The organism is Pseudanabaena sp. UWO310, assembly GCF_006861605.1.
Lineage (GTDB): Bacteria > Cyanobacteriota > Cyanobacteriia > Pseudanabaenales > Pseudanabaenaceae > Pseudanabaena.
The window spans coordinates 1-15804 of the sequence record NZ_SELU01000045.1 but is presented as its reverse complement, the minus strand read 5'-3'; the positions used below and the strand labels follow the sequence as shown (position 1 = coordinate 15804).

Annotated in this window: 13 protein-coding genes and 1 pseudogene; 7 read left to right on the top strand and 7 right to left on the bottom strand. The window is 43.9% G+C overall.

Going from position 1 to position 15804, the window contains the following annotated elements:
• Positions 1-17: 17 nt before the first annotated feature.
• The gene (locus PseudUWO310_RS15130) at positions 18-854 is read right to left on the bottom strand and encodes an ATP-binding cassette domain-containing protein (RefSeq protein ID WP_223805682.1); all 837 of its coding nucleotides are present in this window, start codon (positions 852-854) and stop codon (positions 18-20) included.
• Between the two features lie 85 nt (positions 855-939).
• Here PseudUWO310_RS15130 and PseudUWO310_RS15125 point away from each other — a divergent pair, with 85 nt between their 5' ends.
• Positions 940-1986, top strand: coding sequence for a hypothetical protein (locus tag PseudUWO310_RS15125; protein ID WP_142602681.1), 1047 nt, complete (start codon positions 940-942; stop codon positions 1984-1986).
• Between the two features lie 174 nt (positions 1987-2160).
• Here the strand turns inward: PseudUWO310_RS15125 and PseudUWO310_RS15120 are convergent, their stop codons facing one another.
• Positions 2161-3240 carry an Mrp/NBP35 family ATP-binding protein gene (locus tag PseudUWO310_RS15120; RefSeq protein WP_142602678.1) on the bottom strand — a complete coding sequence of 360 codons (1080 nt, stop codon included), beginning with the start codon at positions 3238-3240 and terminating at the stop codon, positions 2161-2163.
• A gap of 380 nt (positions 3241-3620) precedes the next feature.
• On the opposite strand from PseudUWO310_RS15120, the gene PseudUWO310_RS15115 reads away from it, so the two are divergent.
• Complete coding sequence (locus PseudUWO310_RS15115) at positions 3621-3956, top strand: STAS domain-containing protein (RefSeq protein ID WP_263363449.1); 336 nt, start codon at positions 3621-3623, stop codon at positions 3954-3956.
• A 246-nt stretch (positions 3957-4202) separates the two neighbouring features.
• Here PseudUWO310_RS15115 and PseudUWO310_RS15110 read toward each other — a convergent pair whose 3' ends face one another.
• The 3 genes and pseudogenes from PseudUWO310_RS15110 to PseudUWO310_RS15100 all read right to left on the bottom strand — a co-directional run.
• Positions 4203-5357, bottom strand: coding sequence for a PP2C family protein-serine/threonine phosphatase (locus tag PseudUWO310_RS15110; RefSeq protein ID WP_055074150.1), 1155 nt, complete (start codon positions 5355-5357; stop codon positions 4203-4205).
• A gap of 33 nt (positions 5358-5390) precedes the next feature.
• Positions 5391-5939, bottom strand: coding sequence for a photosystem II reaction center PsbP (gene psbP / locus PseudUWO310_RS15105; protein WP_142602676.1), 549 nt, complete (start codon positions 5937-5939; stop codon positions 5391-5393).
• A gap of 191 nt (positions 5940-6130) precedes the next feature.
• A pseudogene (locus PseudUWO310_RS15100) lies at positions 6131-6922 on the bottom strand (thiazole synthase); the annotation flags it as partial.
• 292 nt (positions 6923-7214) lie between these two features.
• On the opposite strand from PseudUWO310_RS15100, the gene PseudUWO310_RS15095 reads away from it, so the two are divergent.
• Positions 7215-8162, top strand: a complete 948-nt coding sequence (locus tag PseudUWO310_RS15095; RefSeq protein WP_142602674.1) for a F0F1 ATP synthase subunit gamma — start codon at positions 7215-7217, stop codon at positions 8160-8162.
• 382 nt (positions 8163-8544) lie between these two features.
• Here PseudUWO310_RS15095 and PseudUWO310_RS15090 read toward each other — a convergent pair whose 3' ends face one another.
• Positions 8545-8844 (bottom strand): HU family DNA-binding protein, encoded by a 300-nt coding sequence (locus PseudUWO310_RS15090; RefSeq protein WP_009629166.1) that lies wholly within the window; start codon positions 8842-8844, stop codon positions 8545-8547.
• A 581-nt stretch (positions 8845-9425) separates the two neighbouring features.
• On the opposite strand from PseudUWO310_RS15090, the gene PseudUWO310_RS15085 reads away from it, so the two are divergent.
• From PseudUWO310_RS15085 to PseudUWO310_RS23650, 4 genes are all read left to right on the top strand, one after another.
• Complete coding sequence (locus PseudUWO310_RS15085; protein WP_142602672.1) at positions 9426-10511, top strand: DMT family transporter; 1086 nt, start codon at positions 9426-9428, stop codon at positions 10509-10511.
• Between the two features lie 82 nt (positions 10512-10593).
• Complete coding sequence (locus PseudUWO310_RS15080; RefSeq protein ID WP_142602670.1) at positions 10594-11661, top strand: glycosyl transferase; 1068 nt, start codon at positions 10594-10596, stop codon at positions 11659-11661.
• A gap of 114 nt (positions 11662-11775) precedes the next feature.
• The gene (locus tag PseudUWO310_RS15075) at positions 11776-12693 is read left to right on the top strand and encodes a pentapeptide repeat-containing protein (protein WP_142602668.1); all 918 of its coding nucleotides are present in this window, start codon (positions 11776-11778) and stop codon (positions 12691-12693) included.
• 972 nt (positions 12694-13665) lie between these two features.
• Complete coding sequence (locus PseudUWO310_RS23650) at positions 13666-14496, top strand: septal ring lytic transglycosylase RlpA family protein (RefSeq protein ID WP_142602666.1); 831 nt, start codon at positions 13666-13668, stop codon at positions 14494-14496.
• 23 nt (positions 14497-14519) lie between these two features.
• On the opposite strand, the gene PseudUWO310_RS15065 is transcribed toward PseudUWO310_RS23650, so the two are convergent.
• Positions 14520-15410, bottom strand: coding sequence for a vWA domain-containing protein (locus PseudUWO310_RS15065; RefSeq protein WP_142602664.1), 891 nt, complete (start codon positions 15408-15410; stop codon positions 14520-14522).
• Between the last annotated feature and the right edge of the window lie 394 nt (positions 15411-15804).

Here is a 15804-nt window from a genome sequence, read left to right as displayed (position 1 = left end):
TAAATGAGCCTGACGCATTAAGTCCAGTCATCCTCTAATTTATCATCTTGACCTGTACTTGTATCGCGTCTCAATAGATCATCAATCTCTTGCCAATTAACCAGACTCGCCTCAGCATCCTGCACTAATTCCCCCTTATGCAAACAAATGAGGCGATCGCACCATGGTTGCACTAGATCAAGTTGATGGTTAATCATCACTACGGTTACAGGTTGAGGTAATTGAGTTAGCTCGGTTAAGGTATCTAATAGCAAATGGGATAAACCTCGATCTAAGGCAGAAGTTGGTTCGTCCAGCAAGATGACCTCTGGCTCCATAATTAAAGCTCTGGCGATCGCAATCCATTGCCTTTGCCCAAGGGATAACTCTAGCTCAGAGCGATTGAGCAACTTGTGATCGATTTGCAGTTTATCAATCCATTTTTGCGATCGCGCTTCAATTGCGCTCGGAGTAAAATTTTGCAATTGTAAAGGATAGGCGATCGCTTCCTTAACCGTCATCCCTAATAGGCTCGGCTCCTGTGGCACAAGCAAAACACGTCGTCGCAGGGTTTGAATGGGAAGTTCTTGAATATTTTTGCCGTTTAACAAAATCATCCCTACCGATGGATCGATTAAACGATTGAGCAAGCGTAAAAATGTGGTTTTCCCCGATCCCGTTGCCCCAATTAATGCGGTTTTGTTACCCTGTGCGATCGCTACGGAAATACCTGTCAAAAGTGTGCGAAATTTAGTTTGGTAACTAATTTGCTGCATAGCGATCGCCACATTATTGGCGATCGGCATGGATGTCAATGAAACCTTTTGCATAATGTAGCTGTCTTTGCGATTAGCGATCGAGAAATTGGGACGCACCCTCAAATTCATTAAACCCTGTCTCAAGCGAAATTAGAGAGAACAATCACATATGTACATATGGAATCTTTTTCAAAAGTTTTCGATGAAAATTTTTAGGCTACCTCTTCAAAAGCGACTGGCTCTTTTCTTTACAGGTTTATGCATATTTGCTTTAGCTACGCCGCAACTTGCACCAGTATCCGCTCAAAGCGTCCAAGCAACCGTACAGGAAATCCTTGATGGCAATCAAGTGTTTATTCAAAATAGACGTGCATCGGTCAATGATATCGCCAACCAGCAGCAACAAGTACGCACGGGATCTTCTCGCACAGCACTCAAATTTAATTCTGGGGCTGTGGCGCGTCTGTCCGCTAATTCGGTACTAACCATCGGTCAATGTGCTCGCCTGCGACAGGGGACGATTTTAATTAATGGGGCGGTGAATGCTTGTTCCTCATCGATTACAACGGGAGTGCGCGGCACGACTTATTTATTGACCGTCGATACAGCAGGAAACCAGATGGTCAAAGTATTAGAGGGAGAAGTTGTCGTTAAGCGTAGCGCTAATCCTGAAGTTGAGCCAGAAACGCAACCAACCACAAAACCTACAAATAAACCCACAAATACAAAACCCACAAATACAAAACCTTCGATCGATTCCTCATCAACTGAGACGGATAGCGGAACTTCGGTAACTCCTAAAGTTAAGCAGTTTTCGGCACCACCAACGACTCCCCCTAGCAATAACGGTAACAGACCAGTTCTTCCCCCAACCAATCCTCAAGACAGTCAGCCGCTCGATCCTCTAAACGGGCAGTTACTCAATGACAAACCCATACTCAAAGTCGATCCGAGTCTAAATTCTGGTACTCAGCTATCTGAGATCGTTTTAAAGGCTGGGGAAAAGGTCGAGGTCGATCCGATCGGGGCTTTGGGGCTAATCCAAAAGTTAAGTGAAAATGAGTTTGTCCAACTGCTCCAAAGCGAGTTATTTAAAGGTTTTACCAATCAAATTCCAGGCATTAATAAAGTTCGCGATGTTTTTAATGGTTTATTCCCTGGCGCAAACTTCCCAATTTCACTTCCCAATATCCCAACACCCAATATCCCTAGCGTTCCCAACATTCCGATTCCGAGATTCCCATTTTAATGACATATATCTGTCGCCAAACCCCAGAAGAGAAGGTTGGCGCTTTGCGCCAACCTTCTCTTCTGGGACTTTGATCTTGTCGTAAGTAGCTAAGCAAACCCCAACAAACAAGTGGCGGCACGAAGTGCCGCCACTTGTTTGTTGGGGTTTTGATTTGTCTTGAATTGGTGAATTTTAAGGATTTTGAATTTTAGCGGCGATCGCCTTGGCAATCTCCCTTAAAGCTTTCGCTGATGCAGATTCTGGATGACCTAAGACAATCGGCACACCGCGATCGCCACCTTCGCGCAGACTGATTTCTAGGGGTACACAACCAAGCAGATCTACACCCAGCTCATCGGAAGCCTTCTTGCCCCCACCAGAACCAAAAATATCGTACTGTTTGTCGGGCATATCAGGGGGAATGAAATAGCTCATATTCTCGACAATCCCTAAAACAGGAATACCCATATTCTGAAACATCTTCAAGCCCTTACGCGAATCCAAAAGGGATACGGTCTGAGGAGTAGTCACGATGACGGCTCCAGCAAGGGGAACAGACTGAGTAAGGGTTAACTGTGCATCCCCAGTTCCAGGAGGCATATCCACAATTAAATAATCTAGTTCGCCCCAGTTAGCTTGATAGAGAAACTGCCGAATCACACCATTAAGCATTGGACCACGCCAAACTACAGGCTGATCCTTAGCGATTAAAAATGCCATCGAAATCATTTTTACACCATAGTTAAAGGCTGGCTCCACCACATCCGCGCCATTTTCCGCCTTAACTACCTTGACCTGTGCTGCTTCCATCCCCAACATTACGGGGACATTTGGTCCATAGATATCTGCGTCAAGAATGCCCACCTTAGCACCCATGTCAGCTAGAGCGACCGCCACATTAACCGCTACTGATGTTTTACCGACACCCCCTTTCCCACTGGAAATTGCCAGAACATACTTGACCCCTTCAATGCCTTGTAAAGCATTGGTTGGCGCGGCTGGGGTGGCGATCGCAGGACTAGTCGCGATTACTTTTACCCAGACATCGGGAACCGAACCGATCGCCTTAATCGCTGTCTTACATTCTTGAATCAAAGGATCGCGTTTGGGGCTGTTGGGATCGTTCAACAATAGGGTGAAACTAACTACCCCATTGGACTTAATCGCAATATCGCGCACCATATTCAGATCGATAATACTTTTTTGGCGATCGGGATCGACAATGGGGGTTAGCGCTTGTTGGATCGCCTGAATATCAAGTAGATCGGTCATAGATTTTAGAGATTAAAAAAATAAAAAATTTTACTTACAGGATTTTATAGAGTTGCTAGGATGACAAGATGCAGTCAAAACATTGGCTAGCGTGGCTTTTACTGCATTTTTAGATTTATTGTCATCACAAGATACTATTACCTTGCCAAGATTTCATTAAAACCTAAATAAGAGCCAAAATAATCGATAAAGACTTATGCTTATGGGGAAACATCCTAGGGTGTTGTTAAATTATTACTCTAAGTATCTCAGCATAATTAAAATCCAGATATAAAATCTGTGGTGCGTGCGCCGCGCCCGCCGCAGGTTTTAGGGTTTTATATTTAATTAAGCCCACTTACTTATACCCCTGCAATTACCAAAATCAGTAGCTCTTTAAGATCAAAAACACTATGAGCAATCAAGTAAAAATTATGCAGCCTTCAGGAAGACTTGATGTCACAACGGCGGCTGATTTTCGACGACAAGTCAACGATATCGCCTCGGCTCCGACTCCACCTCAATACTTATTAGTCGATCTTCATGAAATCACTTTTATGGATAGTTCGGGTTTGGGGGCATTGGTTTCCGCGTTAAAATCAATTCGTAACAGTAATGGGGATATGGTCATTTGCGGTGCTAATGATCAAGTGCAGATGCTTTTTGAACTCACAAGTATGACTAAGATTTTCAAAATCTATACAACCATTGACGAATTTAACGCCACCTTAAGTTAACGTCAGTTCAGGTTAAGCTGGCAAATTTTAAAAGCCCAAAAGTAAAAGCCTTGCTACGCAAGGCTTTTACTTTTGGGCTTTGAGGAAGGGTTTGCTAAGCAAACCCTTCCTCAAAGCCCGTTTCAAATTATTTACAAACCAAAACCCGTAAAGTTGCGCCCCCTACGGGGGCGCAACTTTACGGGTTTTGGTAATTTTTGCACAAACACTCATAAAGCAAAAGAGCCGCAAAACGGCTCTTTTGCTTTAAATATGAAACTCAACCTCTAGAAGTGATAAATCATCTTCAAAAGGACGATTATGAGCTGCTTCTTTAACACAGGCTAATATATGCTCGATTCTTGAGGAGCGATCGCTAGGAGTGCGAATAAAAGTATCGATGAGGGCATTAAATCCCCAGATGCTATCGTCTTCTTGGGGAATTTCGTAGACACCATCACTAAATAAATACAACCTACTACTCGTATCAATCTCGCATACCTGCTCTTGGTAATTAATATCAGGCATCATGCCGATGGGTAGTCCCGCCGTTTTTAATAATTTAATTTTAGGAATTTCCTGATTAGAAATTAATACGGCTGGAGGATGCCCGCCACTGGCATAGATTAATTTGCGTTCTTGCTTGTCATACACCCCATACCAGATCGTGAAATACATCTCATTATGTACAGACATCTGAAAAGTATTATTGAGATCCTGCAATACCTCACTGGGGCTGTAGAAATTAGTTGTGTCCTGAGATGTCCTGCTCCGTCTGAGGCTGCGCGTCCGCATTAAATTTAACACGGAAACCGAAAGCAGAGCCGAGCCAACCCCATGTCCCGATACATCGAGTAAGTACAGGGCTAAATGATTTTTATCAAGCCAGAAATAATCAAAACTGTCACCCCCAAGCTGGGTAGATGGCAAGAAACTCGACTGAATCGAAATACTGCCTTCGATCGGTGCAGGTAAAAGCGATCGCACATACTGTGAGGCTTGGGACAGCTCTTGCTCGATTAAGCGCTTTTGCCTTTGGATTTCTTCAGTTGCTTGATAGAGTCTTAGCCCCGCTCTAACCCTTGCGCGTAACTCATTGATCCTTGGCGGTTTACTCAAAAAGTCATCGGCTCCCATTTCCAACCCACGCACCAAGTCGCCCTCTTGGTCTCTCGCTGTCAATAAAATGAGATAGATATGGGACAGTTCGACGCTGCTCTTAATTTGGCGACATACCTCTAACCCGTCAAGGATGGGCATCATCCAATCACAAATAATTAAAGACGGATTTAGCTCTCTAGCTTTGATTAATCCTTCCTCGCCATCCTTTGCTATAACCACGTCATAACCTTGACTCTTGAGAAATCTCTGAAGGGTCATTCTGATCGTTGGATCATCATCAATGATGAGAATTTGCGGCATATTGCTGTACAAAGCTTACAAAGCTATCTGTTGCTATTCGTCGATGGTGAAAGATTTGGCAACTCTAGCAAATAAATCTTTGACTTTATCCCAACGTCTTTCAGAGCTAGAAATGCTGAGAGTGTAGAGGTTACCACGATTGGTAGATACAGTCACGAGATCATGACGGGGAGCCCCCTGCAACCGTTCAACTGCATATTCAAACGTGTAATAGTTGCGATCGCCAGATTCTTTCTGAGTTGCACTGATAAGTTTGGCTTGACGACCAGAACCTTCAGGGGCAACTACGCGCTCTTTTAAGCGCAAACCAATTGCTTCAGGATTACCAATTTCTTCAAGGCTTTTGACGGTTTCTAGTTTGCTAATGGCAACAGATACGTTTTCTGAGGGTTCAATGATGTCGTGGAATAGGATATCAATGGCGGAGTTACCTTTAGTTTCTGTCCAGCCATTGGGATATAAAAAACGGTAGCCATCCTTGCTATCGGCAAACGGTACTAGACCACTTGTAGGAGTACTAGCACAACTGGTCAGAAACAAAGCAAATACTACAAGTAAGGTAGAGACGGCGCGTTTGAGCATGATTAAAGAATTTAGTGAAATATTTAGTGAAATAAATAGCAAAAATACTAGAGAATCTTATCAAAAAACAATCAAGCCTATGTGGTGCTAACTACTTTGTAAGACTTGCCAATACTAGAATACAGTACCTTAGACTCCTCGGTGAGTCTGAGACACACCAAGCCAGAAAAAAAGCGCTTTGCGCTATTTTTCTAGCTCTTGACTAGTCCTGTGAGGGGGGAGCTAGCACTAGCATAGGGTTTGACAGGAATGCGACCAGACAAATAAGCTGCACGACCTGCCTCAGTTGCCATCCCCATTGCCCGTCCCATCGCGACAGGATTGCTAGCACAGGCGATCGCCGTATTTACCAATAAAGCTGAGGCTCCTAACTCCATGGCTGCGGCTGCTTCACTCGGTACACCGATACCAGCATCGACCACCACAGGAACCTTAGCTTCTTCAATGATGATGGAAATATTGGCAGCATTGTTTAACCCTTGCCCCGAACCAATGGGAGAACCTAGGGGCATCACGGTGACGCAACCTATTTCTTCAAGGGTTTTCGCCAAACGGGGATCGGCATTGATATAGGGCAATACGGCAAACCCTTCTTTGACTAATTGCTCGGCGGCCTTGCAAGTGCCAAGAGGATCGGGCAGCAAATATTTCAGATCGGGAATTACTTCGAGCTTGACAAAATTATTATCTTCTTGCCCCAAGATTTTAGCCATCTCGCGCCCCAGTCTAGCCACGCGCACCGCTTCATCGGCGGTCTGACAACCAGCCGTATTCGGTAAAAGCCAATATTTGCTCCAGTCAATTGCCTCGGCAAGTCCTTCATGTCCTGCGGCATTGGTCTGGATGCGCCGCACGGCTACGGTGACAATTTCACAACCACTTGCCGCGATCGCCTGACGCATGACTTCAAAGTTAGAATACTTGCCCGAACCAGTCATGAGCCGTGATCGGAACTTACGTCCCGCAATTTCCAGCATATCTGCCAATCCTTCGTCAGAATTAGCATCAGTATCAGATATTTGGTTGTTTAGCGTAAAAATTGGGTTAAAAGAAGGGGAGGAGGCGATCATATCGAGGAGTTAAAAGTTGGCTTCTAGATTTGTAGGAGTAAATGCGCTTAAGTGCATTTACTCCTACGATAATCAATTTCAAGGATATATATTAGTTTGCGGTTTGAAGGCGCAATTTTTTATTAAGATACTTAGGATACTTACGTGTCTTCTGTGATATTCCCAATTTTCCATAGTATTCAATAGCAAGTAGCAATTTAGTTTCATGGCTAACCTCAAATCTATCCGCGATCGCATCGGCACTGTTAAGAATACTCGCAAGATTACTGAAGCAATGCGTCTTGTCGCCGCCGCAAAGGTCAGACGCGCCCAGCAACAAGTTCTTGCCACCCGTCCCTTTGCCGACCGTCTCGCTCAAGTTCTATATCGTCTCCAGCAGCGCATCGCTTTTGAGGATGTAAGTCTGCCCCTACTGGATAAGCGTCCTGTTAAAACTGTTGGTCTTCTAGTAATTTCTGGCGATCGCGGTCTTTGTGGTGGCTATAATTCAACTATTATCCGCCGTGCTGAAGCCCGTGCTAGAGAACTAAAAGAACAAGGGCTAAATTACACCTTTATTTTAGTTGGTCGTAAAGCGGTGCAGTATTTTTCCCGCCGCGATCAACCGATCGCAGCCAAATTTGCTAACTTAAACCAAATCCCTAACGCAGCGGAAGCCAATGCGATCGGTGATGAAATTACCTCAGCCTTTTTAGCAGGTGCAATTGACCGCGTAGAGTTAATTTACACCCGCTTTGTGTCTTTAATTAGCTCGCGTCCAGTAGTCCAAACCCTATTGCCCCTTGAGCCTCAAGGTTTAGAACCTCAAGATGATGAAATTTTCCGCCTAATTACCCGTGGCGGTAAATTCCAAGTCGAACGCGAAAAGCGAGAGATCACTGTTAAGGAATTGCCCAAAGAGTTAATTTTTGAACAAGATCCCGAACAAATTCTCGATGCCCTATTACCTCTTTATCTCAGCAATCAGATTCTCCGTGCTTTGCAAGAATCCGTAGCTAGCGAACTAGCCGCAAGGATGACCGCCATGAATAATGCTAGTGAGAATGCGGGAGACTTGATCAAGGCTCTAACCTTGCAGTACAACAAGGCTCGTCAAGCGGCTATTACTCAAGAAATTTTGGAAGTTGTTGGTGGCGCTGCCGCGTTGACATAATCCAAAAGCTCAAAATGGCTAAGCCATTTTGAGCTTTGGTATAGCTACAGTCACTTGAATTAGGACAAATCAAGCCCAAAGAACTAATTGACGGCGCTTCGCGCCGTCAATTAGGGACTTGCGAGAAAATAAGATACCAATCCAGATTTACCAGAATCGGTGGCGCGGCTCCGCCGCGCCACCGATTCTGGTTTTATATTTGGTACTTCATTAAATCGCAAGTCCCTTAGTTCTTTGGGTTTATGTCCTAGTAAACTTGGCGACAGCTATATAACTATGTTCGCTCATCCAATATTTTGAGACAAATCAAATTCCCTAAAACCAAAAAGACAAAAGACAAAAAAAGAGGAAGCGCTAAGCGCTTCCTCTTTTTGCAAGAGCATTAGTCAGAGGGAGGGCTGACCTGTTCTTTGAAAGACTTACCAGCAGAGAAGGCAGGAACCTTAGTAGCTGGGATTTCCATCTTTTCACCAGTCTTAGGATTACGTCCTTCTCTGGCTTTGCGATCGCGAGCTTCAAAGGAACCAAAGCCCACCAAAGTTACTTTATCGCCACCAGCTACAGTGTCGATGATTACTTCAAGGGTTGCAGAGAGGACTTCGTCAGCAGTCTTTTTGTTAACTGACAAGCCCTTTTCGGCTGCTTTCTTGGCAATAGCATCAACTAGTTCACCTTTGTTCATAGGTTTCCCCTTAAATATATGGATGAGTATGAGTATGAGTTAAATGTCAGAGTATTGTTTATGCGATCGCAATTTGCAAAAGCCGCACTGACTATGACTTCTGTTTGATCATTCTAATAGCAACTTGCCACTTGTGTATATACACAATGGTTAATTTATATAGATTTGAGCAGTTTTTTTTAAATACTTATTATTCAAATTCTTGATATAATCCTTACAATGCGCTTCCAGAAAGGCTTTTGAGTATCAGCTCTTTTTTGAGAATAGTGTAATGCATACAGGGCAAGCACTTCACAAAAGTTCAAGTTTTTGGGATGCTGAGCGAAATTTTTCCAGATAAAACTACATTCCCAAGATGAATGGCGGCGCTTCGCGCCGCCATTCATCTCATTGCTATAGGAAGGCTATAGGTAGCCGCTGCACGCCATTATTTCGGGGGCATCATCGAACAAGCGTAACGATCGCTATATTATTGTTAATACTTCTTAGCATTCTTGCAATTAATATTCGCAATATTTGCAATCAATATTTGCAATGCATTCTTGCAATTCTCTTCGCAATTCTTATTTAAATCATAAAATATGCAATCATCAACGCCAGCTAGTAATTCTGGACTAACTCGTCAGTCACCCCTAATAATTGCGCCATTTTTTCTATGGGGGACAGCGATGGTGGTGATGAAAGCCTTATTACCCCAAACAAGTCCGATGTTTATGGCGGCGGTGCGTTTGATTCCCGCAGGAATATTGTTGGTAGTGGGAGCAGCATATTTTGGGAGACAACAGCCCAAAGGGTGGCAAGCATGGCTATGGATTAGTTTGTTTGCCTTAATTGATGGGTCGATGTTTCAGGGATTTTTGGCTCAGGGCTTAGTACGAACAAATGCGGGGCTGGGTTCTTTGTTAATTGACTCGCAACCCCTTGCCGTTGCCTTGTTGGCAGCAGTGCTATACAAAGAAAGAATTGGCATTGGGGCTACTCTGGGGCTGTTGGTTGGAGTTGTGGGAATTGGACTGATCGGCTTGCCTGCGGAACTGATGGCGGCTCTCCTCGCAGGCGATCTGCAAACTGTTCTAGACGCAGGAATATTTACCCTTGGCGAATGGTTTATGCTGGGCGCTTCTCTATCGATGGCGATCGGGACGATTTTAATCCGTCCTGTGGTGCGCTATGCCGACCCAGTGATGGCTACGGGATGGCACATGATTATTGGGGGATTGCCTTTATTATTGTTTTCCTGCCAGTTCGAGCAGCAGCAGTGGCAAGATCTGAATGCTTGGGGCTGGTTGGGGATGAGCTATATGGCGATTATGGGTAGTGCGATCGCCTATGGTTTGTTTTTCTTTTTTGCCTCATCGGGTAGTTTGACAGCCCTGAGTGCCTTGACCTTTTCGACTCCAGTGTTTGCACTCCTATTTAGCAGCCTCTTTTTGGGCGAGAACTTAACCTTAGCCCAATGGATCGGCGTAATTTTGACCTTAAGTAGTATTTATCTAGTTAGTGTGCGAGACGCAGGACAGGATACTGATAATATTGAGGATCGCGATGACTCGTTAGGCTTTCCGAACGAAAAAATGCTGCCTACCAAGGAGCAAGTTGCCCTTAGTACGCCCTTGCCTCTGTTGCGGCAGACTAGCCATGAGTCGCCAAATAAATTTCCTAAATAAATTTCCTAAATATCCCAAATAAATTCCAGAATAAATTTCCAGAATAAATTTCTAGATTAATCGCCAAGACGCGAATAAGCCTATGCCTACCTTGTATATTTCAATCACCAATCACGGTTTTGGTCATGTGACGCGCACTGCTTCAATCCTTGCCGAATTGCAACAGCGATCGCCTGATACAAAATTAATTATTGCCACGACAGCACCGCGTTGGTTATTGGAGGAATATCTCGAAGGCAATTTTATTTACCATCCGCGTGTATTTGATGTTGGCGTAATCCAGATCGATAGTTTGCAGGTTGATCGTGAGGCAACCTTCGCCGCATGGCAACAAATTCGCGATCAACAGGCGGATTTAATTGCCGCAGAGGTGAAGTTTTTACAAGCAAATCAAGTCGATCTAATATTTGGGGATATTCCTCCCATGATTGGCGAAATTGCCAAGGTGGCAAAGATTCCCTGCTGGATGGCAGGAAATTTTGGTTGGGATTTTATTTATCGCGATTGGGGAGGGAAGTTTATTGCCTTGGCGGATTGGTTGGCGGAATCTTACAGCCATTGCGATCGCCTTTTTCGTTTACCCTTTGCCGAACCGATGCATTGCTTCCCCCATCGGCAAGATGTTGGTTTAACGGGCGCAAAGCCCAAGTATGCCCCTGAATACTTACGGGAAAAGTTTAATCTAGACAGCGATCGCCCGACAGCGCTCCTTACTTTTGGCGGCTTGAGTTTGCAATCAATTCCCTATCAAAATTTAGCCAACTTTCCAGATTGGCAATTTATTACCTTTGATCGGAGCGCCCCCGACTTGCCGAATCTGACCAAGGCTAACTGCGATCGCCTCCGCCCAGTAGATCTCATGGTAATATGCGATCGCTTAGTCACAAAACCTGGCTATGGCACATTAGCCGAAGCTCTTAGGGTAGGCATTCCAATCGTCTGTCTCACCCGTGAAGGATTTTTAGAAGCAGAAAATTTGATCTCAGGTGTCAAAAATTACGCCCAGCATCTCATTATCTCGCCCCAAGAATTTTATGAGGGCGATTGGTCATTTTTGTCAGGCTCATTTCAGGCTCCAGCCGCAGCCCAGCAGCTAGAGATGCATGGTGAAACAACTATCACTCAAGCGATTTGGGATTATCTACATTAACGCTCAGCTTGCAATTAAATTTACGCGATAACCTTTGACTTGGTTGTTTTGATACACTGGGGATCGATTGTCAGCGTAAACTAAAAAATCTTGAGCGCTGAGGAATCGACACCTATGCAAATTGAGCAATGCTACAAACTTCTAGGTTTGACATCTAACGCGACTTTAGAAGATATCAATAAGGCTTATAAAGCCCTAGCTTTACAGTGGCATCCCGATCGCATTCCTAGGGAAAATGTCCAGCAGCAATTGCAAGCCCAAGAAAAGCTGAAAGAAATCAACCATGCAAGGGATAGTTTACGCAAAGCTGCCGAGATGAAGGCTTCCACACAGTCTAAACAGACAAGCCAGACAAATCAAAACTCAAATCAAAACTCAAATCAAAGTTCTACCCAAAGCGATCGCTCATACCAGCAGCAAACTAAGCAACAAACTAAGCAGCAGGCTAAGTACCAAAGTAAATATCAGAATGCTTATCAAAGTACTTATCATCAAAATACTTATCAAGCTAAACAACAAGCGGAGCGAGCGTCCGAGCGTTATCGCCCGCATCAATCTCAGTCCTATCAAACCTATCAATCTCCCCAATCTAGCTATCAGTCCTATGATCAGTCGAGATCAAAGAGCGCCTCGTCCCAGTCAGCCCAATCTTCAGAGCGTCCTCCTAACTCCGATCTAACTGGAGCTGATTTCAGGGGAGCAAATCTTCGGGAAAAGTATCTCGAAGGTCGCAATCTTAGTTATGCCAATTTAAGTAACGCCGATTTAGCGGATGCATTTTTACATCGGGTGAATCTTCAGGGGGCAAATCTTCAGGGGGCAAATTTATTTCGGGCAAATCTATTTCAAGCTAATTTACAAAATGCCGATCTTCGTGGGGCAAATTTAATTGGTGCTGACTTGAGTGGCTCCAACTTAAGTGGGGCAAATTTAAGCGGTGCGAAGGTAGGCTTTGGCGAGAAAATTATGGTCAAGCTGACAAATGTTAACTTTCAGGGTGCAACAATGCCCAATGGCTCGATATATTCTTGATCTTTCTTGCTCTATAGCTGTCGCCTGTACTAGGACATAAACCCCAAGAATTGACTGGCGGCGCGAAGCGCCGCCAGTCAATTCTTGGGGTTTGATTTATCCTAATTCAAGTGACTGTAGCTATGGCTAACGTTAGCTAAGAGGAGAGGGCAGCACAAAGTGCTGCCCTCTCCCTTAGGTTGGATTCTCTAGTCATACAAGCGATAAAAGCTATAGTTGTAATGAGGACGTACAAAATAAAAATAGCGGGTATCGCTAAGTTTTAATCAGCAATCCACGCTATAGAGGAATTATCCGAGACATATCCATAGATTACCGATAAAAAATTGCGCGAACATCAGCAAAATTGCCTGACTTAGCCTCGACAACACTTTGCGCTCAAATCAAAACTAAAAACTCTAGCAGCACATACCTTCTGGGCGCACTACTGCCAACCATTCACTAGGAAGGGAGCAACGCAACATAATAGCTGCCGCCAACTCTATCAGAGCAATACCAAAGCTCAAAATGGCTAAGCCATTTTGAGCTTTGAAAACCCTTATACCAATTTCCAAAAGTGTGACAACACTTTCGTGAATCAAAGCCCAAAAGAGGTTTGCCGCACGGAACACGGCAAACCTCTTTTGGGCTTTGATTTTGTCCTAGATGGCGATACTCGGCAAAGTTTTAACTGAATTTTTCTGTCAAATTGTATACAAAAAGTTTTATCTCTTTCTAAAGGATGATTTGCGATCCCCACTAATATCGTAGTTTAAAAAATGGTCATTATCTTAAAGTGATTTCAATCCTCATATATTAAGCTCGTAAATTTAAAATTCACTGATTTAATGCCAACCCTACTCTTTTAATTCTTCAAAACCAATAAATAGGTCTTTTCCACATACTTTTCCACATAGTTGTATAGGGATTATGTAAGCTTATTTTCGACTAAATACCTTTCTAAACATCTTTGTTGCTTAACATCTAAAGCTTATGTCCAGTCTGTCATCAATCGTGGCGATCTCTTTGAGTTCGCTCATTTCTAGTGCGTCTTCGCCAATTTTTTTTACTAAATTTGTAACCCATAAAATTGACTGCGAGCTCTGTATAGCCAATAGACAATTGCACTCAAATAATGGCAATTCAACAAATCTTAATCAGCCCAAATATGCGATCGAACTCCGCTTAAAGTCAGATGATGAATGGATGATCATGGTCAATCGACAGCCTACATTTTGGATTAAAGATTTGCCGAAAGCGGCGATCGCTACTGCGAAACTTGCCCTGATCATGAATAGCCCAGAATTCGATCCTAATAGGCTCGAACCAGTAGTCATCAATGGTGAATACATTGGTAAATATAAAAACGATATTTTATTTAAACTGCCTAAGTCTGAGGTGGTTAATCCTTCCCTCAACTTGACTCAATGGATTAACAATTTGCGCGTTAGTGCAGGCGCAGAACCGCTAACTCTGGTTGAAGCGCAAAAACAAATGTTTCAATTGGCAAGCACTAATGAACAAATTGATGGGATTGCTTCTTGGTATGGTCCCTATTTTCAAGGTAGACAGACTGCTTCGGGTGAGCAATTCGAGCAGCAAGACTTTACGGCGGCGCATCCCAGTTTGCCCTTTGACACCTATCTCAAAGTTACTAACCAGAATAATGGTCGCTCTGTGGTAGTCAGAATTAACGATCGCGGTCCCTATGTTGGCGATCGCAATCTTGATTTGTCCCATGCCGCAGCGATCGCCCTTAACAGCGATGAGGTTGGCGTTGTCCCAATTACCGCCACGGTATTAGTCCCACCCAAGAATAACTAGGATGAACTTAGCTGGATCTCGCCTTACCTTAGATTTTCCGTGCGCGTCCCGATATCGAGAAACTGAATTAGTTTAACTGGATCGGCATTAAACATAAACGCCCTCGCATCGGGATTAATTTTATAGCCTTCTTTTTCCGCCGCCTTTTGAGCAGCATAGGGAAGAGGACTAGATAGATCGAACATTAATCTGGCATAGGGATCGCTCAGCACCTCCGCCGTATTAGGGAAAGATACGGGCTGGGTATACTCAGCCGAAAGATGGATATTGTAAAGCAGTACCGACCCATCGGTAGTACTCAATTTTTTGAGCGCGATCGCCTCTTCCGTTGGATCGCCATCGGTAGACTCCCCATCGGTAATGTTGATAATTGTGGGTGGATAACTATTGGGATGTTTTTCAATCCATTCCGTTAGTAGAATTCTGGCGAGGGCAAATACGCTGCACATCGCCGTACCACCGCTAGCGATCGGCTTAAACCAGATGGGAAAATCATTGTAGACTTCTACTAGCCCACCCATACCATCAGGTAATTTCTGAGCGCGTTTTTCCAATTCGACAGGATTTTCGTAAATCTTGCCAATGGGCGCGATCGCTGTTTCCCCAGCCAAACCATCGAGTGCCGATGCAACTTCACTATTGTATCCAATTACACCAACATCAAAATAATCGTAAATCTCATTACCCTTGACACATCTTTGTCCGAGGGAGTCAAGCAAACGATTTACGGCATCGGCAACAGCCTGCGCCTTTTGGATCGATTCACTTGTCTTATGTAAGCTTTCATTCGCTCCTTTGGTCGTTCCCTTAGTAGCACTATCATTAGAGAATGCATCCGCCATCGATCCAGATTGATCAATGAGGAATAGGAAACAACTGGGTTGGCGACGGCTAATTTCTGCTGAGTAAGGCATATTAAACTTACCCGATTCCTTATTTAGTATGTCTCAAGAATTAATCTCAGTCTAGCAAAGGTAAGCTAAATAAAAAACTTCCTGTCCAAAATTCAGCTATTTAACTTAAGCAACTTAAGCGATTTATTACAGCTATTTCCGAACAAACGAATCACAAGAAATTTCTTGGTTAAATTTTGAGTGCAAAGTGTTTTACAACGCTTTACGCTCAAATCCAAATCAAGAAACTTTTTGAAAGTTTTGCTTTGCAAAACTTTCAAAAAGTTTCTTAGGGTTCTTTTGATCGAAAGCTTATCGCGCTAGGACAAAAGCAAAACCGAAGAAGAGAAGGTTGGCGCTAAGCGCCAACCTTCTCTTTTGGATAATACCAATTCCCCAAAGTGTAGCTACACTT